This is a genomic window from Microbacterium sp. (assembly GCF_047606385.1).
Lineage (GTDB): Bacteria > Actinomycetota > Actinomycetes > Actinomycetales > Microbacteriaceae > Microbacterium.
In genome coordinates this window covers 1-26,090 of sequence record NZ_JASGEL010000079.1, presented here as the reverse complement: position 1 = coordinate 26,090, position 26,090 = coordinate 1, and the positions used below count along the sequence as shown (strand labels likewise).

Sequence of the window (26,090 nt, the reverse complement as noted above, 5' to 3'; positions counted from 1 at the left end):
GGCGCCGGCTCCGCCCTGCTGGCCCTGCGTCGTCCCGCGGCGCCCGCCGAGCAGCGGCAGGTCGCCGCCCGCGCCACTCCCGTCTCCGCCCGGCTCGTGCTCCTGGTCATGCGGGACATCACGGAGCGTGAGCGCGTCGAGCAGATGCGCCGCGACTTCGTGGCCAACACGAGTCACGAGCTGAAGACTCCGGTCGGGGCGATCACGCTGCTGGCCGAGGCGATCGAGTCCGCCGCCGACGACCCCGAGCAGGTGCGGCGGTTCGCGAGCCGCATGAGCGCCGAGGCGGCGCGGCTGGCCGCCCTCACCTCGCGGGTGATGAACCTGTCCCGGCTGCAGGCGGCCGACGAGAACGCCCAGCTGCGCGAGGTCTCCATCGACGAGGTCGTCACCAGCGCGATCGAGGCCCACGCCGTGACCGCCGACGTCGCTGCCGTCAGCCTGCAGCGGGGCGGCACGCGCGGTCTGTTCGTGCGGGGAGACGGGCAGATCCTCAGCGAGGCGGTGGGGAACCTCATCGCCAACGCGATCGCCTACTCGCCCGCAGGGTCCAGCGTGGGCATCGGCGTCAAGCAGGTGCACGGCGCCGTCGAGATCGCGGTGACCGACCGCGGCATCGGCATCTCCGAGCAGGAGCAGCAGCGGGTGTTCGAGCGGTTCTACCGGTCCGACCAGGCGCGCTCGCGCCGCACCGGCGGCACGGGGCTGGGGCTGTCGATCGTCAAGCACGCGGTGCAGCGGCACGGCGGCGAGGTGCGGGTGTGGTCGCGGCTGGGCCGCGGATCGACCTTCACGATCCAGCTCCCCCTGATCGACGCCCCCGACCTGCAACCCGCGCGCGCAGCCGCGAAGGCCGCCAAGCCGCGCAAGAAGAAGCCCAAGAAGCCGGTGCCGACGGATGTCGCACAGAACGGAGCCATCGCATGACCCGCGTCCTGATCGTCGAGGACGAGCCCGACCTCGCCGACCCGCTCGCCTATCTGCTCCGCCGCGAGGGGTTCGAGGTCGAGGCGGTCGAGGACGGCACGGCCGCACTGGCCGCCTTCCGCGAGCGCGGGGCGGACATCGTGCTGCTGGACCTCATGCTGCCGGGAATGGCGGGCACCGAGGTCTGCCGTCAGCTGCGCGCCGAGTCGTCGGTGCCGATCATCATGCTCACCGCGAAGGACAGCGAGGTCGACATCGTCGTCGGGCTCGAGCTCGGCGCGGACGACTACGTCACCAAGCCCTACTCGGCACGGGAGCTGCTCGCGCGGATGCGGGCGGTGCTGCGCCGTTTCGCGCAGACCGACGCGGACCTCGACGAGCGGGTCCTCACCGCCGGTCGGGTGACCGTCGACATCGACCGGCACACCGTCGCCGTCGACGGCGCGGAGATCGCCATGCCGCTCAAGGAGTTCGAGCTGCTCGAGGTCCTGATGCGCAACGCGGGCCGGGTGCTGACCCGCGGCCAGCTCATCGACCGGGTGTGGGGCACCGACTACTTCGGCGACACCAAGACGCTCGACGTGCACATCAAGCGCATCCGGTCCCGCATCGAGCGCCGGCCGAGCGAGCCCGAGATGCTCGTCACGGTCCGCGGACTCGGGTACCGCTTCGAGGCCTGACCCGGGCGTCCCGCCCGCGCTGCGCGTCCCGCGCCGTGTCATAACTCCGCCTGTGCGGTTGCGGCACGCCTCAGCAGCCCGGGAATGCGCGGGCAGTAGCCGTCCCGGCGGCGGGACAGGCGGAGTTATGACACGGCGTGCGGCGGGAGCGGACGGAGCCTACGGGGCGTACGGCGCCAGGTAGGCGAGCGTGCCGTCGAGCACGGGGATGTCGACCCGCGTGCCCTCGCCGTCGCCGGACTGGAAGTAGACCGACACGGTCGCGCCCGGGAGGGTGTCGAGGCCGTTGATCAGGAGCGGGTCGGCGCCCTCGAAGTTCTCGACGCCCTCGATGTCGCTCATGCCGAGGCTCTTGGTCGTGTGCGCCGAGACGCGGATGCTCTTGGTGATCGCGTCGGCGCCCTCGCCGACCTGGATGTTCAGCACCTCGGACGAATCGGTGCCGTTGACGATGGCCGCGATGAGGTTGCCCTCGCTGCCGTCCTCGTTCGCCACGAACAGCGCGTTGCGCACCTGCAGCGGACCGCTCGAATCCGGGACGTCCAAGCCCTCGGCGGGGGAGTACTGCACCGTCGTGCTCTGCGGAGCGATCATGTTGCACCCCGTCGTTCCGAGGAGGACCGCCGCCGTCACGGCCACGGTCGCGATCAGGCGCGCTTTCACAGTTCCTCCCAGGGTGCAGACGGGCGTCGTCCACATTCTATGGGGTCGACACGACGGTCGACGGACCCCGGGCAGGGTGCGGGCGCACACCTTAGCGCAGATCTCCTGTGGTATCCTATTAGCTGCCGAAAGGACATAACTCCATGCTTTTTGAGGTTGGCGAAACGGTCGTCTACCCCCACCACGGGGCCGCGACGATCATCGAGGTCAAGGAACGCGTCATCAAGGGCGAGACGAAGAAGTACTTGAAGCTCAACGTCACCCAGGGCGATCTGGTCATCGAGGTCCCGGCGGAGAACGTCGACCTGGTCGGCGTGCGCGACGTGATCGGCAAGGACGGTCTCGAGCGCGTCTTCGAGGTGCTGCGCGCGCCGTTCACCGAGGAGCCCACGAACTGGTCCCGCCGCTACAAGGCGAACCTGGAGAAGCTCGCCTCGGGCGATGTCATCAAGGTGAGCGAGGTCGTGCGCGACCTGTGGCGCCGCGATCAGGACCGCGGCCTGTCCGCGGGGGAGAAGCGCATGCTGGCCAAGGCGAAGCAGATCCTCATCTCCGAGCTGGCCCTGGCCGAGAAGACCGACGAGGAGCAGGCCAGCGTCCTGCTCGAAGAGGTCCTCGCGAGCTGATCGCGCCACGCGCGTGAGCGTCGTTCCGGTGCCGCGGGTCGCGGTGATCGTGGTCGCCGCCGGATCCGGCACCCGGCTGGGAGCCGGCGTCCCGAAGGCGTTCGTCGGCATCGACGAGCACACGATGCTCCGTCACGCCCTGACGCAGGTGCTCGCCGGGCCCGAGGCGCAGGTCGTCGTCGTCGTCCCGGCCGGGCACGAGGGCACGGCGCAGACGGATGCCGTCGAGGCCGCCGGCACGCGCCGTGATCTCGTCCGCGTCGTCCCCGGGGGCGACACCCGGCAGCGGTCGGTCTCGGCGGGGCTTGCCGCCGTGTGGCCCGACGTCGAGATCGTGCTCGTGCACGACGCGGCCCGCGCGCTGACGCCGCCGGACGTGTTCGCGCGGGTCGTCGCGGCTCTCGACCACGCCGTCGGCGCGGTGCCGGTGCTGCCCGTGGTCGACACCATCAAGCGGGTGGGCGGCGGGGAGATCCTCGGCATGGTCGACCGTTCCGAGCTGGGCGCCGCGCAGACGCCGCAGGGCTTCCGCCGGGACGTCCTGGTCAGCTCGTACCGCGTGGCGGACACGGAGTACACGGACGACGCCGCACTGGTCGCCGCCGCCGGTCATCGCATCGCGGCGGTCGAGGGCTCGCCGCTCGCGTTCAAGATCACGACATCCGCCGATCTGGAGCGTGCACGCGCCCTGGTCGCGCCGCTCCCGCCCGTCGTCGCCGGTCTGGATGCCGCGCCCGCGCTGCCGCGCGTCGGCATCGGCACCGACGTGCACGCCTTCGGCGACGGCCCGCTGTGGCTGGCGGGACTCGAATGGCCCGGCGAGCGGGGGCTGTCCGGGCACTCCGACGGGGACGCCGTGGCGCACGCGATCGTCGACGCGCTGCTGTCGGCCGCCGGCCTGGGCGACATCGGCGCCCACTTCGGCACCGACCGCCCCGAGTACGCCGGCGCGCACGCCGACGCCTTCCTCGCCCGCACGCGGATGCTGCTGGGGGAGGCGGGCTGGCGCGTCGGGAACGTGTCGGTGCAGGTGCAGGCGCAGCATCCGAGGTTCGCGCCGCGCCGCGCCGAGGCGGAGGCCGTGCTGTCGGCCGCGCTCGGCGCCCCGGTGTCGGTGACGGCGACGACGACCGACGCGCTGGGCTTCACCGGCCGCGCCGAGGGCGTCGCGGCGTTCGCCGTCGCCCTGGTCGTCCCCGCCTGATCGCCGTCGCGTCGGGGGCGAGCGCCGGTCAGCCCTCCACGGCGAAGGGACGCGGCGTGCGCGAGCCCCACGCGAGCAGGACCAGGCCGCCTGCGAGCACGCAGAGGCCAGCGACGGCGAGCGGCGACAGGCGCTCTCCGAGCAGCAGGATGCCGAGCAGGCTCGCCGTCAGCGGCTCCGCGAGGGTCAGCGTGGCCGCGGTCGCGGCCGTCAGCCGGTCCAGGCCCCAGGTGAACAGCGTGTAGGCGGCGGCGACCGTGGCCAGACCCAGCCATGCCGCCATCGCGACCCCGGACGCCGCGCCGACCCAGGCGAGGTCTGCGAACGGCAGCAGCCCGAGCGCGCAGACGGCGGATCCGAGGCCCATGGCGCCGGCGACGGTGAAGGGGTCCCAGCCACCGGCCATGAGCCGGCGCTGCGCGTTGGCGAAGATCGCGAACGCCGTGCCCGCGCCCAGCGATGCGAGCAGCCCCGCCGGGTCGGCGCCGGTGCCGCCGGCGCTCCCGCCGAAGGCGAGCAGCGCGACCCCGACGGTCGAGAGCGCCGTGGCGCCCAGCCATGTCGCGCCCGGGGCTCGGCGGGTGACGAGCCATTCGACGATCCCGGCGATCACGGGCGACGAGCCCAGCGCGATCACGGTGCCGACGGCGACGCCGTTGCGCGCCGTGCCGAGGAAGAAGAGCGGCTGGTACGCGGCCAGGCATGCTCCCGTCACCGCCATCAGGACGAGCGCGCGAGCCGAGAGAGGCGGGTTGGCCCGGCCGGATGCGGCGCGCCGCCGGGCGAGTGCGAAGCCCAGCACGGCCAGCGCGGTGCCGCCGACGACGAGCCGGACCGCGCCGACGCCGAGCGGCGTGGCGCCGTCCGGTCCGAGTGCCTGCGAGGTGCCGGTCGTGCCGAACAGCACCGCCGCGACCAGGACGGCGAGCACGGGCAGCATCCCCCCGTTCTACCGTGTCGATGTGACGAAGCCGTGACAGGGGGCGCCGGTAGGCTGGAGCGGTGACGGTCCGGCTCTACGACACCCAGGCGCAGGCGCTGCGCGACTTCGTCCCGCTGGACGCCGCGAACGTCACGATGTACGTCTGCGGGCCCACGGTGCAGTCCGGCCCGCACATCGGACACTTGCGCGGAGCGCTCGCGTTCGACATCCTGCGCCGCTGGCTCGAGCACCGCTTCGGCCGTGTCACGTTCGTGCGCAACGTGACCGACATCGACGACAAGGTGCTGGCCAACGCCCTGCACGAGGACGAGCCGTGGCTCGACGAGCCATGGTGGGCCCTCGCCTACCGCGTGGAGCAGGAGTTCACCGCCGCATATGCCGCCATCGGTATCCGTCCGCCGACCTACGAACCCCGGGCGACCGCGTCCATCCCGCAGATGATCGAGCTCATCGAGCGACTCCTCGTCGCCGGTCACGCCTACGTCGCCCCCGATGGCTCCGGCGACGTGTACTTCGACGTACGGTCGTGGCCCGCGTACGGCGATCTCACCCACCAGTCGCTCGACGCGATGGAGCCGGCCGCTGACGCCGATCCGCGTGGCAAGCGCGACCCCCGCGACTTCGCGTTGTGGAAGGGGGCCAAGCCCGGCGAGCCGGCGGATGCCGCGTGGACCTCGCCCTGGGGGGCGGGTCGTCCCGGCTGGCACATCGAGTGCTCCGCGATGAGCCGCCGCTACCTGGGCCCTGCGTTCGACATCCACGGCGGCGGCCTCGATCTGCGCTTCCCGCACCATGAGAACGAGCTGGCGCAGTCCGCCGCCGCCGGCGACGCGTTCGCGCGCTACTGGGTGCACAACGGGCTGATCACCGTCGACGGGCAGAAGATGTCGAAATCCATCGGCAACGTCGTCCTCGCCAGCGAGGCGCTCGAGTCCCACGACCCTCTCGTCGTGCGCTACGCGCTTCTGGCCGCGCACTACCGTTCGAGTCTCGACGTGTCCCAGAAGGCGTTCGACGAGGCCGAGGCGGCGCTCGAGCGCATCCACGCCTTCCAGCAGCGCGCGGCGCGCACGGTGTTCCTGCCGGACGGCAGCCGCTCGTTCGGGCTCTTCGCCTCCGGGGTCGAGCTGCCCACCGCCTTCGCGGCGGCGATGGACGACGATCTCGGCGTGCCGCAGGCTCTGGCGGCGCTGCACGAGACGGTGCGCGCGGGGAACATCGCCTTGGATGCGCGCGAGCTCGACACCGCGCATGACGCGTTCACGCAGGTCGCCGCCATGACCCGGCTCCTCGGGATCGACCCGATGGCCTCCGCCACGCGCTGGCGGGCAGCGGCCGAACGCGGCATGGACGCCCTCGATGTGCTCGTGCGCACCATGATCGCGCAGCGCGCACAGGCGCGGGCGGCGAAGGACTGGACGGCGGCCGACCGCATCCGCGACGCGATCGCCGCGGCGGGCATCGTGCTGGAGGACACCGCCGACGCAACGCATTGGAGTCTCGATGGCTAAGCCGAACCGCCCGGGAGCGGGCAACAGCAAGAAGAAGGGCGCCACCAAGGGCACCGGCGGCAACGGCCGCAAGGCGCTGGAGGGCAAGGGGCCGACCCCGAGGGCGGAGGACCGCAGCTGGCACGTCGCCGGCAAGCGAAAGGCCGCCCAGGAGCGGTTCGTCGCCGCCGGCGGCAAGTCCGGCGCCCGGCCGCAGAGCATCAACCGCACCCCGCGGGCCAAGGCCGCGGACGACACCGAGACGGTCACGGGCCGCAACTCGGTGCTCGAGGCGCTGCGGGCCCGGATCCCGGCGACGGCGCTGTACATCGCGCAGCGCGTCGAGATGGACGACCGCGTCAAGGAGACGCTGTCGATCGCCTCGCACCGCGACATCCCGGTGCTGGAGGTCACCCGCCCCGAGCTCGATCGGATGGCCGGCCCCGGCGGGGTGCACCAGGGGATCGCCCTGAAGGTGCCGCCCTACGCGTACGCCCACCCGCAGGACGTGCTGGAGCTGGTCTCAGGTCGGGGCCAGACGCCGCTGTTCGTGGCGTTGGACGGGGTGACCGACCCGCGCAACCTCGGCGCGATCATCCGCTCCACGGCCGCGTTCGGCGGCCACGCCGTGCTGCTGCCGCAGCGGCGCAGCGCGAGCGTGAACTCGGCGGCGTGGAAGACGAGCGCCGGGGCGGCGGCCCGCATCCCGGTGGCGCTCGCGGCGAACCTCACGACCACGCTCAAGGAGTTCAAGAAGCAGGGCGTGTTCGTGCTCGGCCTGGACGGCGACGGCGACGTCTCGCTGCCGGCGCTCGAGCTCGCCGACCGCCCCGTCGTGATCGTCGTCGGCTCTGAGGGCAAGGGCCTCTCGCGACTGGTCACCGAGACGTGCGACCAGGTGGTGTCCATCCCGATCGAGGCGGCGACCGAGTCGCTGAACGCCGGCATCGCGGCATCCGTCGCGCTCTACCAGATCTCGACGCTGCGCGCCGCGCAGCGCTGACGCCGCCCATTTCGCGAGACCGCATCTGCGCGCCGAGACCGTGGGAGGACGCCAGGGGCTCGGCGCCCAGATGCGGTCTCGCGGGTCCCGCGGTCAGACCAGGTCGCGCCAGTCGACCTCGGGCTCGGGGTCGGATGCCGCGTCGGCGGTGCGGATGACCGGGATGCTGACCGTCTCGGTCACCGGGCCCATCACGGTCGCCTCGTCGCGGCGGTGGCGCAGCACGTCGTCGATGTAGCCGGTCAGCACCTCCGCGAGCGGCACCGCCCTGCCGCTGCCCTGCGACATGTACCAGCGGTGCTCGAGCACCTGGTGGAACACCTCCGCCGGCTCGAGCTTGGCGCGCAGGTCGAACGGGATCGCCCGCACGACCGGCTCGAACACCCGGGTCAGCCACTCGTGCGCGACCATCTCCTCGTCGTCGCCGGCCCGGCCGCTGCGCGCCCGGAACTCGTCCAGGTCGTTCAGCAGCCGCCGCGCCTGGTTCTCCTCGACGTCGAGCCCGGTCAGCCGCAGCAGCCGGCGCTGGTGGTGCCCGGCATCCACGACCTTCGGCTGGATGGACACGGTCGTGCCGTCCGCGGTCGCCTGGATCGACATCTCGTCGATGTCGAACCCGAGCGCGTTCAGCCGTTGCACCCGCTCGGTGATGCGCCAGGACTCGTCGGCCGAGAACGACTCGCGGTCGGTCAGCGCACCCCACAGCGAGCGGTAGGACGACACGATGCCGTCGGCGATCTGCAGCGCGTCGACGCCCCCCTCGAGGCGGCCGCCGGCCTCCAGATCCATGATCTCGCCGGCGATGTTGGTGCGGGCGACGTCGAGGTCGTGCTCGCGCTGCCCGCGGGTGAGGCCGGCCTCGTGCAGCTCGCCGGTCTCCGCGTCGACGAGGTAGGCGGCGAACGCGCCGGCGTCCCGGCGGAACAGGGTGTTCGACAGCGACACGTCGCCCCAGAAGAAGCCGACGTTGTGCAGGCGCACGAGCAGCACGGCGAGGGCGTCGACCAGGCGGGATGCGGTGTGCGGACGCAGCACCTGCGTGAACAGCGCCCGGTAGGGCAGCGAGAACTTCAGATGCGCGGTCACGAGCGCCGCCGGCAGCGGCTTGCCCGCGACATCCGTGCGTCCGGCGATCACCGCGACGCGTTCCACGCACGGGGCGTCCAGCCGGGCGAGATGCCCGAGCAGGTCGTACTCGCGCCGCGCCATCTCGGCCGTGGTCTCCTTGACCGCCACGACCCGGCCGGAAAGGCTGGAGAACCGCACCAGGTGCCGCGACAGGCCCTTGGGCAGGTACACGATCGACGAGCTCGGCCATTCGCCCAGCGGCGTCTGCCACGGCAGGGCGAGCAGGCCGGGGTCGACCGCGGTCGCGGTGATCGTGAGCGATTCGGCCATGGCTCCTTCATGAACCGGATGCGGCGCGAGGCATATCGCCCCGCGCCGCATCCATCTTCTCAGGTCAGGCTGCCGCCGCGATGGCCTTGTCGGTGAGACGGTCGCCGGTCTCCAGGTCGAACACGTGCACGTGCCCGGGCACCGGTGCGAGCACGACGGAGTCGCCGGCGTTCGGGTGGCGGCGGCCGTCGACACGGGCCACGATGTCGGTGCGCTTGCCGTCGACCTCGGTGTGTCCGTACAGGTAGCCGTCGGCGCCGAGCTCCTCGACGAGGTCGACCGACACGGTCAGGCCCTTGCCGTCGGCCGGGGCGACCTGGATGTCCTCGGGGCGCACACCGATCGTGACCTCGGAGCCGGTGGCTTTGCCGATCGTGTCGGCCTCGACCGGGACGACCAGGTTGCCGAAGCGCACCCCGCCCTCGGCGAGGTCCGCCGGGAAGAGGTTCATCGCGGGGGAGCCGATGAACCCGGCCACGAACACGTTGTTCGGCTTCTCGTAGAGGTCGCGCGGGCTGCCGACCTGCTGCAGCACGCCGTCCTTGAGCACCGCGATGCGGTCGCCCATGGTCAGCGCCTCGGTCTGGTCGTGGGTGACGTACACCGTGGTGACGCCCAGGCGGCGCTGCAGCGAGGCGATCTGGGTGCGGGTCTGCACGCGCAGCTTCGCGTCGAGGTTCGACAGCGGCTCGTCCATCAGGAACACCTGGGGCTGACGCACGATCGCGCGGCCCATGGCGACGCGCTGACGCTGACCGCCGGAGAGGGCCTTGGGCTTGCGGGTCAGGTACTGCTCGAGGTCGAGCAGCTTGGCGGCCTCCAGCACGCGCGTGGCGCGCTCCTCCTTGCCGACGCCCGCGATCTTCAGGGCGAAGCCCATGTTCTCGGCGACGGTCATGTGCGGGTACAGCGCGTAGTTCTGGAAGACCATCGCGATGTCGCGGTCCTTCGGCGGGATGTCGGTGACGTCGCGGTCGCCGATCAGGATGCGGCCGGAGTTGACCTCTTCGAGGCCTGCCAGCATCCGCAGCGAGGTGGACTTGCCGCAGCCGGAGGGACCGACCAGCACGAGGAACTCCCCGTCGCCGACCTCGAGGTTGAGCTTGTCCACCGCGGGGCGCGTGCCTCCGGGATACAGGCGGGTTGCGTTGTCGAACGTGACAGACGCCATGGTTTCTTCTCCTTCACCGGCAGGTACGTGCCGGACGATCCGTTGTGAATGGAATGAACGGGGACTTCCCCCGCGCGCACGTCTTCGGGCGCAGGGCTCAGTATGGCATGCCCGTCTGGGCATTTCCCAGGGTGTCTGACTAGCATCGATGGGGCCGCTTCACCCGGGCGGCCCGCCGGGGCACCCGGCCCTTTCGTGTCTTTGAGGTTCCATGTCCAGCGACGATCCATCGAACGTCCCGGCTCCGAGCGACCGCCGTGAAGCGGTGCGGGAGAAGGCGCAGCGGGTGCAGGTCAGGCACGCCCGTCTGCGAAAGCTGCGCATCGCGGGCCTGAGCGTTCTGGGCATCGTCGTGGTCGCCGCCATCGTCACCGGGGTGGTGCTCGCGATCAGCTCCAAGACCTCGCAGCCGCTGCTGTCCCCCCGCAACCTCGATGCCGACGGAGGCATCCCGATCACCTCGGTCGCCGGCGTGGACTTCAGCGCTGACGCCGGGTCGGATCCGACTGCGACACCCACGGCGACCACGGCCCCCACTCCTTCGCCGACCTCCGCGTCGACCGTCGACATCCGCGTCTACGTCGACTTCCTGGCCTCGGGCTCGCAGGAGTTCGAGCTGGCCAACGCCGAGCAGATCGCGACGTGGTTCACGGCGGGATCCGCGACGGTGACCTACTACCCGGTGTCGATGCTGACCGCGAAGTCGAACGGCACCAAGTACTCGCTGCGTGCCGCGGCCTCGGCCGCGTGCGTGGCGACCTACTCGCCCGACACCGCCTTTGCCTTCACGCACTCGCTGCTGGCGCAGCAGCCGGCGGTCGACTCGTCGGGGCTGAGCGATTCGGAGCTCGCCGACGTCGCGGATGCGGCGGGAGTCGAGTCGGCGGATCGGGTGCGCTCCTGCATCGAGGACGAGGACTACGTCTCCTGGGCGAAGAACGTGACGGACGCGGCGCTGGCCGGCATCCCCGGCACGGACGGCCTGAAGCTGACCGGCACTCCGCTGGTGCTCGTGAACGGTCAGGAGTACCAGGGATCGCTCGACGACCCGAAGGAGTTCGCGCAGTTCGTGCTGACCACAGCCAGCGACAGCTACTACAGCGGCACGGCCTCGCCGACCGCGACGCCCTAGACTCGTCGCGGTACCCGCTGTGCGGGCGACGCCGGCTTGGCGCAATTGGTAGCGCACCGTACTTGTAATACGGGGGTTGCAGGTTCGAGTCCTGTAGCCGGCACGGGGTAACGGCCGGCCCCCGCGGCGTCGTTCCGGAAGCCCGCACGCTGGGGGCGTGCCTCCGACACCGGCACGGCGTGATCCCGTCGTGGTGCGAACCGGGGACGGGATTCAGGTCGGGCAGGTGTTTCCCGGCATGACGATCGGCGTGGGATCATCGCCGCATGACGAACAACTCGAAGTCGCACGAGCACATCCGTGAACAGCGCGAGGCCGCGCAGAAGGAGAAGGACCGCCTGGAGGCCGCTGAGGAGCGACGACTGGACGACGAGGACCGCCCCGAATAGCAGTACCTCGCGTCCGCGAGCGAGAGGATCACGGGATCGGAGAGCTGCGGACGTACGTCGCGTTCCAATGAGCTATCCGCTGTTCGAGGCGGGCCTCGTCGAAGTCCTCCGCGGTGATCAGCGCCATCACTCTCGGCAGTTGCAACGCCACCGCGGCCGCTGCTGCTTCGAGCCGCTCACGCCATGCGAAGCCCTGCTGTCCGCGGATGTCCTCGTTTGCGACGAGGACCGCGATCGGTCGCGTCTCCAGAGAACGGAACAGCGATAGCAGCTCCTTCTGGTCTCTGCGCCCCAGTCTGCGTCTTTCGTTGGCGTTGGCCTGTGGGTGGGAATAGAACCAGGGTTGTGGCAGGTCGACGAGCCGTTTCCCGGTCCGGTGCGCCCAGCCGCGAAGGCGCAACAGGCGGGGTTCGTCGCGCGAGAGACCTGGTCCGACCAGGACGACTCCGAGTTGCTCGGGTGCCTCGGCGCCGTCAAAGCCCGTCGAGCGCGGACCGGAGGGCGGGTCCGGATGACGCGAGCGATCGCCCGGAAGCCCTTGCGGCAGCATCGCTGTCTCCGGCACCGGACCCTCCCTTCGTTGCTCACGACGCTAGCCACGGTGTCATCGTCATGGGATAAGCCCGTAACGTTGAGCAATAAGTACCGGGGCGATTTCTTACGTTCGCGCTGGTATGCGGGATCCGCTGTGCCACACTGAGGCCGTGATCGCACGTCCGCTCCCGGTTGTCAGCGGCGCCGGAAGGCTTCGCGTTCGCCAGGTGGCACCCGGGCCCGACGGGCAGATACGCCACGGCGTGCGCAATCACGATGCACGTCTCGGCTCGGTCGCGCTCGACCTGGTGGACAGCGTCTTCGACCGGAAAGGGATCTGCGTCGATCGGATCGACGGTCCGCAGGCGTGGGCGCTCTGGCTGGCGGAGGTCGGCTTCGTCGCGCCCCGTGTGGGCATCGATGCGGACACGTTGAGTCGCGTGCGCGTGCTGCGCGAGGCGATCTGTCAGACGGCACTCGCCGTCATCGGCGTCGAGCCCTCCTCATCGGACGCCCTGACGACATTGAACACGTTCGCAGAGAGAGCGCAGCCGGGGTTCGGCATCGAGATGCTGCCCGCCGGCGGTTTCGTCGTCCGGCGTTCCGAGCAGTCCCACGACGACCTGCTCGCCAGCATCGCGCGTGATGCGGTGATGCTCTTCACCGGCTCCGGCGTCGACCGTATCCGAGTGTGCGACTGGCATTCCTGCCCGGCGATCTTCTACGACAACTCCCCGGCAGGGGATCGTCGTTGGTGCAGCCCTCAGTGCGGTGCCCGAGCGGCGGCGCAGAGCTATCGGGACCGCCAACGTGCCCGACTCCTCGCGCAAGCCTGACCCCTGTCGCCTTCGCGTCTATGAGGCGGGATCCCTGAGCGTCGGTGACCAGCCGAGCGCGGGCCCGATGACCGTCGCGACCTGCTCCAAGATGTGGCGATAGTCCTCGTAGGCGAACTGGAAGGGCAGCTCGAACAGGAATTCGTCTGCCGCCTGGGTGGCCTGGCTGTGCAGCAGACGATCCAGGATCTGCTCCGTCGAGCCGTGGACGTCCGCTGCGATCAGGGCGCCGCTGGCCTGTCGGGCACTGGTTCGCGGTGTGCGGGCGGAGACGTACTCCGCGAACCTCTCTCGCTGAGCGTCGCTGGCATCGTCGGTCGGGACGAGGACGTGTCCCTGCGAGACCACGGCGTCCTCCCCGAGCGGATGATGTGCGCGGAAGCGATCGATCTGCGCGCGCTGCGCCTCGTCGAAGTCCTCTGAGCTCTCGATGTGCGAGATGTTGCTGACGAGAAGCTTCAGTCCCTGCGCCGCCGCCCACTCGGTCGAGCGGAACGAGCCGGCGCCGTACCAGATCCTCGAGGCCAGGCCTTCGGCATGGGGCTCCACCCGGTCGGACGAGAGCTCGGTGGCGCCTCCGAGACCGATCGGGTGGGGGGCGCCTATCGGTGGTTCACCCTTGATGAAGTCGAGGATCCGCTCGATCCGGGCGTGCGAGGTGTCCAGGTCGCGCCAGTCCGGGCCGAGGATCCGTTCCGCCACGTCGTCCGACAGGCCGCGGGGGCTGCCGACGCTCAGGCCGGGTTGGAGTCGGCCGCCGGAGAGGAGGTCGGCGACCGACAAGTCCTCGGCGAGCCGGAACTCCGATTCGTACACCGTCGGGATGACGGCGGCGCCGAGGTCGATGCGGTTCGTGCGCTGCGACGCGGCGGCGAGGAAGGTCGCGGCGCTCGGCAGCCCGTACTGCAGATGTCGCGTCCGGACCCAGCCGCCGTCGAGGCCGAGCTCTTCGGCGTATTCGAAGAGTCGCAGTGCTTCGTCCAGGCCCCGCGCGGGATCGTCCCGCTGGTAGGGGACGATATGCAAGAAGCTCAGCTTGCGCAGTGGGCGCTGACGGGTCATCGCCGTCCTTTCAGGTATTCGTAGCGGGCGGGATCGATGTCGACGACGTCGACGGCGAAGGCGTAGAGATCGAACTGCGTGACTCCGTTCCGGATGAGGCCGTCACGGTCGGGCTCACGACGGAAGCCGATCTTCTCGTACAGCGCGTGTGCGCCTCTCATCTGCGGGCCGCTCTTCATGAAGACGCCCCGGAGGCCTCGTGCGCGCGCGAGCTCGATCACGTGCCGGGTCAGCAGCTCGCCGATCCCTCGTCTACGAGCGGACGGCGCCACGGCGAGCAGGCGGAAATCGAGTTCGTCCGGACGCGTATCCTCCATCATCGGTTCTCCGCCGACCTTCGAGACGGTGACGTTTCCCAGCTGCGCCTCGGTGCCCGGGTCGACCGCGAGCCACACGTCCGTGATGAGTGCGCGATTCACCGACAGACGGAACGGGTCTGCGCCGCGATCACGCCGACCGTAATCGTGGTCGTACGCCTCCCGCACGATGCGGTCGACGTCGTCATGGTCGCCGTCGCCGGCGGGCCGGACAAGGACGCTCATACCTCGGGCGCGTACTTGTCGGCGATGTGGCCGAGATCGTTCGCGCGGAGCCAGTCCGCGTTGTACTCACGGCTGAGATAGTCGCGTCCGCTGTCGGCCGAGTAGGCGACGATGACGCTCCCGGCGTCGACCTGGAAGGCGAGATCGACCGCGATCTTCAGGCTCAGCACCGAAGACGGCCCCAGCGTGAGCCCTTCCGTTCGCGCCACGTGCCAGCCGTAGTCGATGATCTCCGCTTTGGGGCGGGTCTCCACCCGGTCCAGGACGTCCAGGTCGTAGTTGAGGGGGAAGTCTCGTTCGAGCTCCTGCCATCCCGGCCGCCTTTCGAAGATGGCCCGGAGGTTCGTCTTGGCCGCGGCCTCCTCGAAGTTCGTGGCGATCACCTCGATGTCCGGATTCCGCTGTTTCAAGTAGCGACCGGTTCCGCTCACGCTGCCGCCGGTCGCAACGGCCGCCAGCCAATGGGTGACGTTGCCGCGGGTCTGTTCCCAGATCTCCGGCCCGGTCGATTCGATGTGCGAGGCCGGGTTCGAAGGCACGGATTGCTGGCGAGCCCACCAGTTGCGGGGATCCTCGTTCTCATATCGCTCGGCGATCGCCGCCCAGTTCTCGGGATGATCGCCGGGGACGTCATTGCGGCCGGGGACGATGTCGACGCCGAGGAAACGGAGATAGCTCGCCTTCTCGGGGGAGAGGGTGTCGCTCGCGACGATCGTCACCGGGTGGCCGGTCGCGAGTCCGGCAAGCGCGTAGCCGATCGCGGTGTTGCCTGCGCCGAAGTCGACGACCCGCTGCCCGGGCAGCAGGGAGCCGTCGGCGATCGCGGTCCGGATGATGTTGATGCCGATGCGATCCTTCGATGAACCGCCGAGGTTGAACTGGTCGAGCTTGACGTAGACGGTCCCCGGCGCGCCGGGAGCCAACCGGTTGATCCGTACCAGGGGGGTGTTGCCGATGAGCTCGAGCGCGTCGTCTGCGACCGGAGCCAGGCTCGGATCGGGGAAGGAGCGCGGCAGCTCCCATCTCGATCCGATGCTCGTGTCAGGCATGAGCGGGCCCCTCCTCCGCCAGCGGCGCGGACGAACGATCCGCGAACTGGTCGATGAATGCGGCGAGCGCTCCGCGTACGAACGGCTCGTCGAATCGCGGGTCCTCGTGGTCGGCCCCCGCGATCTCCAGCAGGAACGCCCTGTTGCCGCGGCGGCTGAGCGTGTCCAGGAGTTGTACGCTCTCCTGGTGGGAGACGCACGTGTCCCGGTCCCCGTGGATGATGAGGAACGGCACCGCCTCCACGTCGACGTGGTTGTACACGGACGGGGAGACCCGCGTGTCAGCGCCGGCGAGCAGCTTCTCGCCGAGCCCGCCCGGCGGCCACTGGCCGTGTCGGGAGTACGACCAGTGCGCGAACGTTCCCGGCAGGGGAAGAGGCTCGTGGCGGCGTTCGCTGTCCCACTGGTATGGGTCGGCGACAGTCGCGTAGGTGATGACGCCGGCGGCGGGACGGACGTGCGACGTGCCGGTCAAGCGTTCCCACGCCCGCAGGCCGACGAGACCCGCGAGATGACCGCCTGCGGACGCACCGGCGACGAAGACGGGCAGGTCGGGGTAGGCGGACGCCGTCCACTCGAACGCGTCGCCGGCGTCCTCCAGCTGGGCGGGCCAGACGGCATCCCCGGTCAGCCGGTAGTCCGCGGAGACGACGATCACGCCGTGCGAGACGAGTGGCTGCAACCGCGTCGTGACGTTCTCGACGAGACGGCTGCCGCCCTGCCATCCGCCGCCGTGGAAGTACAGCAGGACGGCGCGCGGGGGCACGTCGTCGTCATGATGGACGGTCAGCAGCTGCTCGCCTTCCGGACGTCGTGCGTACACATGGTCGGTCAGTGAGATCGTCACGGTCAGTACTCCAGGTCGTCGATGTAGGGGAAGAGGTAGTCGGCCGCCGCGAGCGCCTCGTTCTCGAGGGGCCAGCCGGAGAAGATGAAGCGATCGACACCGGGGATGTCCTCGCGGTATCGCCGGAGCTGTGCGGCGATCTGCTCGCCGCTGCCCACGAGGTAGGTCGCGGCACCGGTGCCGCGGAAGTCGAGCACCGGCCCGAACTCGGTGAGCCCTGCGTACACGCCGGGCTCGATCTCGAGATCCGTCAGCTCGGGGAGCCGTCCGTCGCGGAGCGCGTCGACCCATCCTTGACGCTGCGCATCGGGCGCGACGAAGGTCGACAGATCCGCATGACCGCCGGTGATCCGCTTCAACTGCTCGTTGGCGTCATGGGCGAACTGCTCGGCTCCGACTGCCGCGAACCCCTCGTAGAAGGCGTCCTTCGCCTGTTGGTCCGTGCGGCGCACGATGAGCGATCCGTGGATGCCGACTCCTTCGAAGCGGCGACCGTGTCGCGCTGCTGCCGCGTGTGCCGAGACCACCTGGGACCTCACCGCGTCGAAGCCGCGGAGGAAGGCGAGATAGACCTCGACGACCTCGCCGGCATGCTCCTGCCCGGCGGGTGACGCGCCTGCGCCCCAGAGCGGCGTATGCGGAAGCTGGAACGGTCCGTAGGGGCCGCCCGAAGCGTGGTCGGCGGCGTTCGGCGCTCCGACCTGGTGTGCGTCGCCCGTGGTCGCGCGGGTATCCAGATAGGTGCCGTCGTAGCTGCCCTCGCGCCCCTCGTAGAACTCGACGAAGAGCCGCCAGTAGTCCGCGCTGAGCCGATACCGATCGTCGTGGGGAGTCAGCAGCCCGTACGCCGTCAGCTGCGCGTCCTGTCCGTTGACGATGTTGATGAGCAGGCGTCCGTCCGAGACCTGATCGAACGTGAGCGCCTGCTTGGCAAGCAGCCGCGGTGGCGTGATCGCGGGGTAGATCGGCACGAGGAAGCGCAACCGCCGCGTGAGGGCGGCGAGTGCGGCGGTGGTCACCAGCGGGTCGCTCGTGGACGTGCCGTGCAGTGCTCCGTAGAAGCCGTTCTGGTCGAGCGCCTGCGCGGTGCGGGCGAGGCGCGCGAAATCCGACGGGTAGCGACCCGCCGCGCTCCAGGGGAACCGCCCGTCCACGTGCTTCAGATACCAGAGGATCTTCGTCCCCGCTGCCATCTCTCTCCTCCTGCCCGGCGTCCTGGCCGGCCGGAGCGAGTTTAGAAATCTGGCAGGGACGCACCACGCCGTCGCGTAACGCCCGGTCACGAGTGCCGTCGCGATCGACGACCGGCGCGGTGATGTCGGATTCTCGCCCTCCGTGCGCGGCGGGTGTGGCGCACCGTTCCGGCAGGAGACGGCCGTCTCCCGGTCGAGGACGAGCGCCTGATCCGCACCGCGCGTCGGGTCGTCACATGTTACCGACCGCGACGACGGCGCTGGGTGGGGGCCACCGTCCCTTCCTAGGCTCGGCTCGATTCTTCAGGAGCGCACCATGACTGAGACGACGACCGCGGACAGCGTCGAGTACGCCGCGGGGCACGCGCGCTGGCACGAGCAGGTCGAGGAGCGGCGGACGTCCCCGTACGGGCCGCTCAGCGTCACCTCGATCCACTGGCTGACCGCCACGTCGCAGCGCTTCGGCGGCGTCCCCGGCGCTTGGCGGGAGGAGCCGGCCGGCGTCGCCGTCGTCGATCTCGACGACGGCGAGCGACTGGAACTCGACGCCGAGCAGTTCACCGGCACGTTCGAGGTCGGCCCGCTGTCCGGTATCGAGACACGCACGCTCGTCGCCGGCGACCTCCGCGTCGAGATCGCGGCCCGCGGCGGCTCGCTCGTGCTGCGTACCCGGGACCCGCGATCGCCCGACCTGATCGCCTACGAGGGCACCGAGGTGTTCCCGCCGCATCCCCGCTGGAGGGTCGAGGCCCGCTTCGTGCCGCAGCGGCGCCCGGAGGTTCGGGTCGAGTCGATCGTGCCGGACAGGCCGCAGCACTACGACTCGCCCGGTGTGGCCGAGTTCGAGCTCGACGGCCGACCGCTGCGGCTCACCCTCTTCGGGGACGGCGACGCGCTTCGTGCGATCTTCGCCGACACGAGCGACCGGACATTCCCTGCGGCGAGGAACGTCGAGGTCGTCCGCACCGGCCCGGAGACCGTCGTCATCGACTTCAACCGCTCGACCAACCCGCCCTGTGCCTACTCCGCCGGCGCGACCTGCCCGCTGCCACCGCCCGGCAACCGCCTGCCGATCCCGATCGAGGCGGGCGAGATCGCCCCGGCGACGAGTCCAGAGCACTGACACCGCACGGAAGGACCGTCCATGGCCACCAAGATCCTCTGGTACCTGAGCCCGTACGACGGATTCACCCCGTGGGTGCAGGAGACGCGCACGCCGGGGAGCGTCGAACACATCGCCGAGCTCGCGGCCCATCTCGACACGCTGCCCTTCTACGGGGCGTTGCAGGGCACCTACGCGCAGGACTCGTTCCTGACCATCGCGCAGATCGCCCACCGCACGAGACGGCTGCGCTTCCTGGTGCCGTTCTACCCGGCGCTCACCGCGCCCAAGCTGCTCGCCGAGCAGGTGCTCACCTTCGACCAGTTCACGGGTGGCCGGCTGATCCTCAACCTCGTCAACGGCATCGACGCGAAGATCCAGACCTACGGATTTCCGGTCCCGCACGACCAGCGCTACGACATCAGCGCCGAGTACTGGGAGCTGTTCACGGCCGCCTACGAAGGTCGGGATGTCGACTACGCCGGCACCTACCTCGACCGCGAGATCTACGCGAAGGCGTTCGATCACGCCTTCGAGCCGACGTCGTACTTCCCGTTCCGGCAGGGCTCCGCCGAGCCGATCCCACCGATCCAGGCGCCGCACGCCCCGCTCTGGGGCGCGGGCGCGTCGGAGGCGGGGCAGGACTTCGCCGGAAGGATCGTCGAGGTGTATCTCGCCCACCTGCGTGAGTCGGACGCGCTGAAGGCGCAGTTCGACGGCGGCGAGGCGCGCGCCGCCGCCCACGGCCGCCGCTTCGAGGCGGAGGGCGTGCACGGCAGCGTCATCGTCCGCGAGCGCGACGAAGACGCCCTCGACTACTTCTACAGCCAGATCGAGGCGACCGGCGTCGAGCACACCCGTAGCCGGCTCGAGGCTCGGCTGAAGGCCTCGAGCGGGGGCCGGCTGGAGCTGTCGACCTTCACTGCGCCGGACCCGGTGCGACGGCGCATCGTCGACCGGCTGCTGGCGGGCAAGCTGCCGACCCCGGCGGAGCTCGAGCTCGAGCCCGGTGTGTATGCCGGACTGACGCCGTGGGGCGCCTTCGACATCAACGCCGAGGGCACCGCTGTGTATCTCGTCGGCTCCGGCGATGCCGTCCAACGCTCGATCGAGCGGATCCAGGCCAAGACGCCGCTCGTCGACCGGTTCATCCTCTCGGCCTGGCCGCTCGCCCAGGAGGCCTCCACGGTCGCCGAGATCCTGCTGCCCCGGCTCGGCGCGGAGCGGCCGGAGGCCGTCGCCGCCTGACCTCCGCGGCCGCACGATGGCCCGCTGACAGGTGTTACGGCAGATGTGTCGGGCTGTTTCTGCGTGTGTCCGGGCCGGATTCCCCTCGACGGACGGCGTCGACATGCTGGTCCGGTCGCTCACCCCGCGACGCCTGCATTCACACCGAGTAAGGAACCCTCCATGCCCATCACGGCACTCCGAGCGCGAATCGGCATCACCGCCGCGGTCACGGCGTTCGCGGTCGCGGCCCTCGCCGGCTGCTCCGCCTCGCCCACCTCGTCCAGCACCGAGTCCGACGGCTCCATCGACCTGAGCGGCGTCACGCTGAACATCGGCCTCATCGACGCCGTCACCCAGCAGCTGTTCACGGACTCAGGACTCTTCGACGACGTTCCGTACACGTTGAACGCCTCCGTCGGCACCTTTCCCGACCTCGCCGCCGGTCTCAACAGCGGTCAGTTCGACGTCGCGTTCTACGGCGTCACCACCCCGGTGAACCAGGCCGGGAACGACCCGACGTCGTGGACCGCCGAGAACGCGCCGATCAAGCTCATCGGCGGCTGGTCGCCCGACCAGACCGGCGAGTACCCGTGGTTCGGCGTCGCGGTGTCCACCGCGTCCGGGATCGACTCGATCGAGGACATCGAGGGCCACAGCATCGCCTCCAGCACCAGCGGCGACGCCTACCCGTCGTATCTCGCCCTGCTCGACCAGGCCGGTCTCACGGAGGACGACATCACCGACTACGCGTTCTCGACGACGCCGGAGCAGGTCTCGGCGTTCGCCACCGGCCAGGCGGACGTCTTCGTCGGCTCGTTCGCGTCGATCGCCACGCAGATCGAGAGCGGCGATGCGAAGATCCTCATCACGAGCCGCGAGCTCGGAGTTCCCGTGCTGAAGGGCATCGCCGTGAAGACGACGACGCTCGACGACGCGGCGAAGGTCGCGGCGATCGAGGACTGGTACGGCCGCTACAACGAGTTGCTCACCACGTACTGGGACTCGCACGAGGAGCAGATCGAAGGGCTCTACGAGTCGCTCTCGCAGCAGACCCCGGAGCTCGCCGCCTACAACTGGAACAGCGTGAAGGGCTCGCACGCGCGGACCTTCGACGACGTCCTGTACGACGGCGTCCAGTACAACGCCGATCTCTTCTATCAGTTCGGCGCAGCCAAATACGAGGTCAGCGATGTCTCCGTGTTCTTCGACGATCGGTTCGAGCAGACCATCGAGACCGAGGAGCAGCCGCAGCCGTAGGCCGCGACCGACGGTGGGCGCCCGGCCGCGGATCTCGGTCCCCGGCCGGGGCGCTCGCCGCTTCACCAGAACCCGACATCGAAAGGAATCACGGCCATGACCGCGACCACGGTCTCCGGCAAGACATCTCCCGTCGCGCGCAGCGCCTCCGCCCTTCGCCCGGCCTATCGCGGCGGCAGCCGCCGTGTCCCGCTCTGGCTCGTCGTCGCGCTCGGCGCGGTCGTCCCGCTCGTCGTCATCGTGTGGTGGTGGATCGGTGCGGCGAACGGTGCGGTCAACACCTCGGTGTTCTCCTCGCCGCAGAAGGTGCTCGACACGCTGCGGGAGCTGGCCGCGGATGGCACGCTCGGCGGTGCGCTCGCCATCTCGCTCACTCGCGCCGGGATCGGTCTGGTCATCGGGCTCGCGGTCGGCCTCTTCTTCGGCATCGTCACCGGCTTGAGCCGGATCGGCGGTGCGCTCGTCGACCCGACGGCGCAGATCCTGCGCACCATCCCGGTGCTGGCGATCCTCCCGCTGTTCGTCGCCTGGTTCGGCCTCACCGAGCTGTCGAAGTACCTCATCATCGCCTTCGCCGCCGCCGCGCCGATCTACATCAACACCTCCAACGGCATCAACCGCGTCGACAAGAAGCTGCTGGAGACGGCGAAGGTCTTCGACCTCTCCACCCTGCAGACGACGTTCCAGGTCGTGCTGCCGGCGGCGCTCCCCGCGATATTCAACGGCCTGCGCCTGTCCGTCTCGATCTCGATCCTGCTGCTCGTGGCGGCCGAGAACGGGAACTCGTCATCCGGTCTGGGCTATCTCGCCAGCCAGGGCCTGCAGTATTTCCGGGTCGACCTGATCCTCGCCATCGTCATCGTCTACGGCATCCTCGGCCTGCTCGGAAATCTCCTCGTGAGTCTTCTCGAACGGATCTCGCTGCCGTGGCTCGGCAAGAAAGGTGTGCGATGAGCATCCGATATCAGGATGTGGCCGACCGGCCCGCGACCGCGCCCGCGCGTGCGTCGGGGCGTGACGCGCCCGTCGCCGTGTCCATCACCGGTCTCGCCAAGGCGTTCGGCGAGAGAACCGTGCTCGAAGACGTGGAGCTGCAGATCCGCGAGGGCGAGTTCGTGGCGCTCCTCGGCAAGAGCGGCAGCGGGAAGACGACGCTGCTGCGGATCGTCGCCGGCCTCGATGGGACGACCCGAGGCGATGTCCTCGTGAACCCGGCGCGCACGGTCGTGTTCCAGGAGCCTCGTCTGATCCCTCACAAGAGGGTCGCGTCGAACGTCACGCTCGGCCTCGGAGGCAGGCATCGGGAGCGCGCCCTCGCCGCGTTGCGGGAGGTTCGACTCGATCACGTCGTGCGCAGCTGGCCCGGTGTGCTCTCCGGCGGTGAGCAACAGCGTGTCGCCGTGGCACGCGCGCTGGTCCGTGAGCCCAAGGTCATGCTCCTGGACGAACCGTTCGCGGCGCTTGACGCGCTCACCCGGCTCGAGATGCAGAATCTGCTCACCAGGTTGCGTCATGAGCACGGGTTCGCCACCCTCCTGGTCACCCACGACGTGGAGGAGGCGGCCTATCTGGCTGATCGCGTCATCGTGCTCAAGGACGGTCGTATCGCGTATGACGAGGACATCACGCACCTGGGTGAGAGCCGCGACCGCGCGCAACCGGACTTCATCGAGGTCCGGGTCGCACTGTTGCGTGAGCTCGGCGTCGATCCGACCGGGGACGGGACCTGAGCGCCGACACCGTGAGACGGGAGCACGTCTCGATGAGAGCACTGGTGGACGAGGTCGCATCGACCCCGGATCCGGGGGAGAGCGGGGCCGCGCACGCCACCGCGGGAACCTGTGAGCTCGGAGAGCTCCCCCTCGAGTCCGGTGCGACGCTCCCCGCGGCGTCGCTGTTCTTCGAGGCATACGGACATCTCGACGCCCAGGCATCGAACGCGGTGCTCCTCTTCCATGGCCTGTCGGCGGACAGCCACCTCGCATCCGGCTCCCACGACGCCACCCCGGGCTGGTGGGAGCAGGTCGTCGGACCCGGTCGAGGCGTGGACACCGACGAGTGGTTCGTCGTCTGCGCGAATGTGCTCGGTGGGTGCTTCGGATCGACCGGCCCGCGCACGCTCGCGCCCGACGGCCGCCTGTGGGCGGCGGATTTCCCGGAGGTCAGCATCCGAGACCAGGCCGCAGCCGCTGCTCGCCTCGGTCCGCTTCTCGGAGTCCGCCGATGGGCGGCGGTGATCGGGCCCTCCTACGGGGGGATGCACGCCCTCGAATTCGCGGTGACGTACGGCGACCTGGTCGAGCGCTCCGCCGTCATCGCGGCGCCCCCTCTCACCACCGCCGAGCAGGTTGCGAGCAACACCCTGCAGCTCGCGCTCGTGACGAGCGAACCGGAGTTCCGTGCGGGCGCTCACCAGGGTCGACCGCTCGCGGGGCTGCAACTGGCCAGGAGGCTCGGGATGCTCGCCTACCGGGGCGAGACCGAGCTCGACGACCGGTTCGGGCGGACCGAGCAGGACGACGGCTCGGGGCGATTCGCCGTCGATTCCTACCTCGATCATGGGGCGAGGAAGTTCGCCGAGCGGTTCGACCCGAACAGCTACGTCACCCTCGTGACGTCGAAGAACACGCACGACGTCGGGCGCGGCCGCGGGTCGGCGCGGCGAGCGTTGGAGACGGTGCGGCATCCCACCCTCGTCATCGGCATCGACTCCGACCAGCTCTTCCCGCTGCGACAGCAGGAGTTCATCGCACGTCATATCCCATCGAGCGTCACCGGCGATCGTCCGCTCGTGCTGGAGAGCGCGCACGGACACGACAGCTTCTTGATCGAACAGGAATGGGTGGGGATCCAGCTGTCGAAGCTGCTTCACGACAGCTCCTGATGCCGGCCCGCCTCAGCGGTCGCGCCCGTGCCCCTTCTTGCGCGTGCGGTCGTGCTTGTCGCCCTTGTGCGTGCGCCGGGCCGGCGTCGCGGCGGGCGGCGCATCCAGCGTCGACAGGAACGCCTCCCCGTCGACGCCGCGATCGTGTCCGGGGCGCTTCTCGCGGTCGGGCTTGCCGCCCACGTACAGCCAGCCCAGCAGCCGCTCGGCCTCGCCCAGCCCGTGGGCCGCGGCGACCGCGGCCGAGCGGGTGTAGCCGCCGGTACGCCAGATGACACCCCATCCGGCCTCGTCCAGCAGCAGGCTCAGCACGTGGGCGACCCCGGCGGCGACGGCTTCCTGCTCCCAGTCGGGCACCTTGCCGCTGCGCCGGATGCGCGCCACGACCGCGATCAGCAGCGGCGCGCGCAACGGCTTCGACGACTCGCCGTCCTTGCCCTCGGACTCGTGGATGGCGCGGCCGAGCGCGCGGCGATCGTCGCCGCGCAGCTCGATCAACCGCCAGGGGCGCAGCGACGAGTGGTCGGCGACGCGGCCGGCCGCCGACACGAGATCCGCGAGCTCGTCGTGCGTCGGCGCCGCATCGGTCACGCGGGAGAGCGAACGGCGTCCCAGCATCGCCTCCCGGGCCGACATCACTCGTTCTCGGGGGTGAAGCTCAGCGAGATCGAGTTCATGCAGTAGCGGTCGCCGGTCGGGGTGCCGAAGCCGTCCGGGAAGACGTGCCCCAGGTGGGAGCCGCAGTTCGCGCAGCGCACCTCGGTGCGCTGCATGCCGTGGCTGTCGTCCTCGATGAGCTCGACCGCCTCCGGACGGATCGACTCGTAGAAGCTCGGCCATCCGCAGTGCGAGTCGAACTTCGTGCCGCTCTTGAACAGCTCGGCGCCGCAGGCCGCGCAGGTGTACAGGCCCGCACGGTGCTCGTCGAGCAGCTCACCGGTCCAGGCGCGCTCGGTCGCCGCCTCGCGCAGCACCGCGTACTGGTCGGCATCCAGCTCGGTGCGCCACTCGTCCTCGGACTTGTTCACGGCATAGCTCATGGCTTCTCCTTCGGTCACACCATTCAACCGCGGGCGCAGGGCGGCTGTTCCCACTGTTACCCGAGAATGGATGCCGTGGCCACCCCCGAAGACCTCTCCGCCACGGCGGCGCGCTACGACCGCTTCGCCGGGCGGGAAGCGCCGGGACGCTCCGAGCTGTACCGGGCATGGGCGCAGCGCATCGCGACCGAGCCGGACCTGACCGCCGTCGTGGCCGGCATCCCCGCGACGCATCGGCAGCCGCCGCTCGTGTTCGCCGTGATGCGCCTGCTCGGCGCCCCCGAGGCGACGGACGAGGCCTGGGCGATCTGGCTGCGCGAGCATGGCGCAGCCGTCCACGCCGAGTGCGCGCGCCGCCGGGTGCAGACCAACGAGCCGCTGCGGTGCGCGGCGCTCATGCCGGCGCTCGCCGGCATCCCGGGCCCGATCGCGCTGATCGAGGTGGGGGCGAGCGCTGGACTGTGCCTGTACCCGGATCGCTACTCGTACGTGTACGAGACCGACGACGGCCGGATGACGCGCGTGGACCCGGCCGGAGGAGCGAGCCCGGTCGTGCTGCGCAGCCGATGGCACGGCGAGACGTCCCCGCCGGTGCGCCTGCCCCACATCGTGTGGCGCGCCGGCATCGACCTCGCCCCGCTGGACCCGCGGGCGCCCGACACGCGTGCCTGGCTCACCGGGCTCGTGTGGCCGGGGGAGACCGGGCGGGTGGAGCGCATCGCGCGTGCCCTGGACATCGCCGCCGCCGATCCGCCGCTGCTGGTGGAAGGCGATGCGGCATCCGACGCCGTCACCCGGCTGGCCGCTCGGGCGCCCGCCGACGCGACCGTCGTCGTCACCACGCCCGGCGTGCTCGTCCACGTCCCGCGTGCCGCCCGCGCAGCGGCG

At 70.4% G+C, this 26,090-nt stretch carries 28 protein-coding genes and 1 tRNA gene; 17 read left to right on the top strand and 12 right to left on the bottom strand.

Translation table 11 applies throughout. The annotated features are described in order from the left end of the window. Positions 1-927 (top strand): sensor histidine kinase (locus tag QM626_RS07540; RefSeq protein ID WP_415075612.1); only part of this gene is annotated, 927 nt, incomplete at its 5' end. Then, the gene (locus QM626_RS07535) at positions 924-1,607 is read left to right on the top strand and encodes a response regulator (RefSeq protein WP_415075610.1); all 684 of its coding nucleotides are present in this window, start codon (positions 924-926) and stop codon (positions 1,605-1,607) included. The genes QM626_RS07540 and QM626_RS07535, both read left to right, overlap by 4 nt. Positions 1,608-1,766: 159 nt before the next feature. Here the strand turns inward: QM626_RS07535 and QM626_RS07530 are convergent, their stop codons facing one another. Continuing rightward, entirely contained in the window at positions 1,767-2,201 is a 435-nt protein-coding gene (locus tag QM626_RS07530) for a DNA modification methylase (RefSeq protein WP_415075608.1), read from the bottom strand. Positions 2,202-2,413: 212 nt separating this feature from the next. On the opposite strand from QM626_RS07530, the gene QM626_RS07525 reads away from it, so the two are divergent. Continuing rightward, positions 2,414-2,896: a CarD family transcriptional regulator gene (locus QM626_RS07525; RefSeq protein WP_415075606.1), complete on the top strand. Its 483-nt coding sequence runs from the start codon at positions 2,414-2,416 to the stop codon at positions 2,894-2,896. Positions 2,897-2,909: 13 nt separating this feature from the next. Beyond that, on the top strand, positions 2,910-4,100 hold the full coding sequence (gene ispD / locus QM626_RS07520) for a 2-C-methyl-D-erythritol 4-phosphate cytidylyltransferase (RefSeq protein WP_415075604.1): 1,191 nt from the start codon (positions 2,910-2,912) through the stop codon (positions 4,098-4,100). 28 nt (positions 4,101-4,128) lie between these two features. Here the strand turns inward: ispD and QM626_RS07515 are convergent, their stop codons facing one another. Next, a complete protein-coding gene (locus tag QM626_RS07515) occupies positions 4,129-5,040 on the bottom strand; it encodes a DMT family transporter (RefSeq protein WP_415075602.1) in 912 nt (303 codons plus the stop codon). A 62-nt stretch (positions 5,041-5,102) separates the two neighbouring features. On the opposite strand from QM626_RS07515, the gene cysS reads away from it, so the two are divergent. Then, a complete protein-coding gene (cysS, locus tag QM626_RS07510; RefSeq protein ID WP_415075600.1) occupies positions 5,103-6,554 on the top strand; it encodes a cysteine--tRNA ligase in 1,452 nt (483 codons plus the stop codon). Next, the gene (rlmB, locus tag QM626_RS07505) at positions 6,547-7,536 is read left to right on the top strand and encodes a 23S rRNA (guanosine(2251)-2'-O)-methyltransferase RlmB (protein ID WP_415075598.1); all 990 of its coding nucleotides are present in this window, start codon (positions 6,547-6,549) and stop codon (positions 7,534-7,536) included. Before cysS ends, rlmB begins: the two co-directional genes overlap by 8 nt. Positions 7,537-7,629: 93 nt before the next feature. Here rlmB and QM626_RS07500 read toward each other — a convergent pair whose 3' ends face one another. Both QM626_RS07500 and QM626_RS07495 read right to left on the bottom strand, forming a co-directional pair. Further along, a complete protein-coding gene (locus QM626_RS07500) occupies positions 7,630-8,934 on the bottom strand; it encodes a DUF4032 domain-containing protein (RefSeq protein WP_415075596.1) in 1,305 nt (434 codons plus the stop codon). 64 nt (positions 8,935-8,998) lie between these two features. Continuing rightward, a complete protein-coding gene (locus tag QM626_RS07495) occupies positions 8,999-10,105 on the bottom strand; it encodes an ABC transporter ATP-binding protein (RefSeq protein ID WP_415075594.1) in 1,107 nt (368 codons plus the stop codon). A gap of 211 nt (positions 10,106-10,316) precedes the next feature. Between QM626_RS07495 and QM626_RS07490 the strand changes: the two genes are divergently transcribed. From QM626_RS07490 to QM626_RS07480, 3 genes are all read left to right on the top strand, one after another. Continuing rightward, positions 10,317-11,237 (top strand): DsbA family protein, encoded by a 921-nt coding sequence (locus tag QM626_RS07490; protein ID WP_415075592.1) that lies wholly within the window; start codon positions 10,317-10,319, stop codon positions 11,235-11,237. A 30-nt stretch (positions 11,238-11,267) separates the two neighbouring features. After that, a tRNA-Thr gene (locus QM626_RS07485) sits at positions 11,268-11,340 on the top strand. Positions 11,341-11,503: 163 nt separating this feature from the next. Continuing rightward, positions 11,504-11,626 (top strand): hypothetical protein, encoded by a 123-nt coding sequence (locus QM626_RS07480; protein ID WP_415075590.1) that lies wholly within the window; start codon positions 11,504-11,506, stop codon positions 11,624-11,626. Positions 11,627-11,654: 28 nt separating this feature from the next. On the opposite strand, the gene QM626_RS07475 is transcribed toward QM626_RS07480, so the two are convergent. After that, positions 11,655-12,191 (bottom strand): hypothetical protein, encoded by a 537-nt coding sequence (locus tag QM626_RS07475; RefSeq protein WP_415075588.1) that lies wholly within the window; start codon positions 12,189-12,191, stop codon positions 11,655-11,657. Positions 12,192-12,330: 139 nt separating this feature from the next. Between QM626_RS07475 and QM626_RS07470 the strand changes: the two genes are divergently transcribed. After that, entirely contained in the window at positions 12,331-12,996 is a 666-nt protein-coding gene (locus QM626_RS07470) for a CGNR zinc finger domain-containing protein (RefSeq protein WP_415075586.1), read from the top strand. An 18-nt stretch (positions 12,997-13,014) separates the two neighbouring features. On the opposite strand, the gene QM626_RS07465 is transcribed toward QM626_RS07470, so the two are convergent. The 5 genes from QM626_RS07465 to QM626_RS07445 are packed head-to-tail and all read right to left on the bottom strand — an operon-like array spanning position 13,015 to position 17,689. Beyond that, positions 13,015-14,058: an LLM class flavin-dependent oxidoreductase gene (locus QM626_RS07465; protein WP_415075584.1), complete on the bottom strand. Its 1,044-nt coding sequence runs from the start codon at positions 14,056-14,058 to the stop codon at positions 13,015-13,017. After that, on the bottom strand, positions 14,055-14,600 hold the full coding sequence (locus tag QM626_RS07460) for a GNAT family N-acetyltransferase (RefSeq protein ID WP_415075582.1): 546 nt from the start codon (positions 14,598-14,600) through the stop codon (positions 14,055-14,057). The genes QM626_RS07465 and QM626_RS07460 overlap by 4 nt, the downstream gene beginning before the upstream one ends. Next, a complete protein-coding gene (locus tag QM626_RS07455) occupies positions 14,597-15,649 on the bottom strand; it encodes a PLP-dependent cysteine synthase family protein (RefSeq protein ID WP_415075580.1) in 1,053 nt (350 codons plus the stop codon). Before QM626_RS07455 ends, QM626_RS07460 begins: the two co-directional genes overlap by 4 nt. After that, a complete protein-coding gene (locus tag QM626_RS07450; protein WP_415075578.1) occupies positions 15,642-16,496 on the bottom strand; it encodes an alpha/beta hydrolase fold domain-containing protein in 855 nt (284 codons plus the stop codon). The genes QM626_RS07455 and QM626_RS07450 overlap by 8 nt, the downstream gene beginning before the upstream one ends. 2 nt (positions 16,497-16,498) lie before the next feature. Further along, positions 16,499-17,689: an LLM class flavin-dependent oxidoreductase gene (locus tag QM626_RS07445; RefSeq protein ID WP_415075576.1), complete on the bottom strand. Its 1,191-nt coding sequence runs from the start codon at positions 17,687-17,689 to the stop codon at positions 16,499-16,501. Positions 17,690-18,005: 316 nt separating this feature from the next. On the opposite strand from QM626_RS07445, the gene QM626_RS07440 reads away from it, so the two are divergent. From QM626_RS07440 to metX, 6 genes are all read left to right on the top strand, one after another. Continuing rightward, a complete protein-coding gene (locus tag QM626_RS07440; RefSeq protein WP_415075574.1) occupies positions 18,006-18,812 on the top strand; it encodes a DUF1684 domain-containing protein in 807 nt (268 codons plus the stop codon). A 21-nt stretch (positions 18,813-18,833) separates the two neighbouring features. After that, on the top strand, positions 18,834-20,039 hold the full coding sequence (locus QM626_RS07435; RefSeq protein ID WP_415075572.1) for an LLM class flavin-dependent oxidoreductase: 1,206 nt from the start codon (positions 18,834-18,836) through the stop codon (positions 20,037-20,039). Between the two features lie 162 nt (positions 20,040-20,201). Next, positions 20,202-21,278 (top strand): ABC transporter substrate-binding protein, encoded by a 1,077-nt coding sequence (locus QM626_RS07430; RefSeq protein ID WP_415075570.1) that lies wholly within the window; start codon positions 20,202-20,204, stop codon positions 21,276-21,278. A gap of 96 nt (positions 21,279-21,374) precedes the next feature. Beyond that, positions 21,375-22,232, top strand: a complete 858-nt coding sequence (locus tag QM626_RS07425; protein WP_415075568.1) for an ABC transporter permease — start codon at positions 21,375-21,377, stop codon at positions 22,230-22,232. Between the two features lie 131 nt (positions 22,233-22,363). Then, on the top strand, positions 22,364-23,008 hold the full coding sequence (locus tag QM626_RS07420) for an ABC transporter ATP-binding protein (RefSeq protein ID WP_415075566.1): 645 nt from the start codon (positions 22,364-22,366) through the stop codon (positions 23,006-23,008). Between the two features lie 32 nt (positions 23,009-23,040). Beyond that, entirely contained in the window at positions 23,041-24,162 is a 1,122-nt protein-coding gene (gene metX, locus QM626_RS07415) for a homoserine O-acetyltransferase MetX (RefSeq protein WP_415075564.1), read from the top strand. A 12-nt stretch (positions 24,163-24,174) separates the two neighbouring features. Here metX and QM626_RS07410 read toward each other — a convergent pair whose 3' ends face one another. Continuing rightward, on the bottom strand, positions 24,175-24,798 hold the full coding sequence (locus QM626_RS07410; RefSeq protein ID WP_415075550.1) for a nitroreductase family protein: 624 nt from the start codon (positions 24,796-24,798) through the stop codon (positions 24,175-24,177). Beyond that, entirely contained in the window at positions 24,798-25,202 is a 405-nt protein-coding gene (gene msrB / locus QM626_RS07405) for a peptide-methionine (R)-S-oxide reductase MsrB (protein WP_415075548.1), read from the bottom strand. Before msrB ends, QM626_RS07410 begins: the two co-directional genes overlap by 1 nt. 66 nt (positions 25,203-25,268) lie before the next feature. Between msrB and QM626_RS07400 the strand changes: the two genes are divergently transcribed. Further along, on the top strand, positions 25,269-26,090 hold an 822-nt coding region (locus QM626_RS07400; RefSeq protein ID WP_415075546.1), incomplete at its 3' end, for a DUF2332 family protein.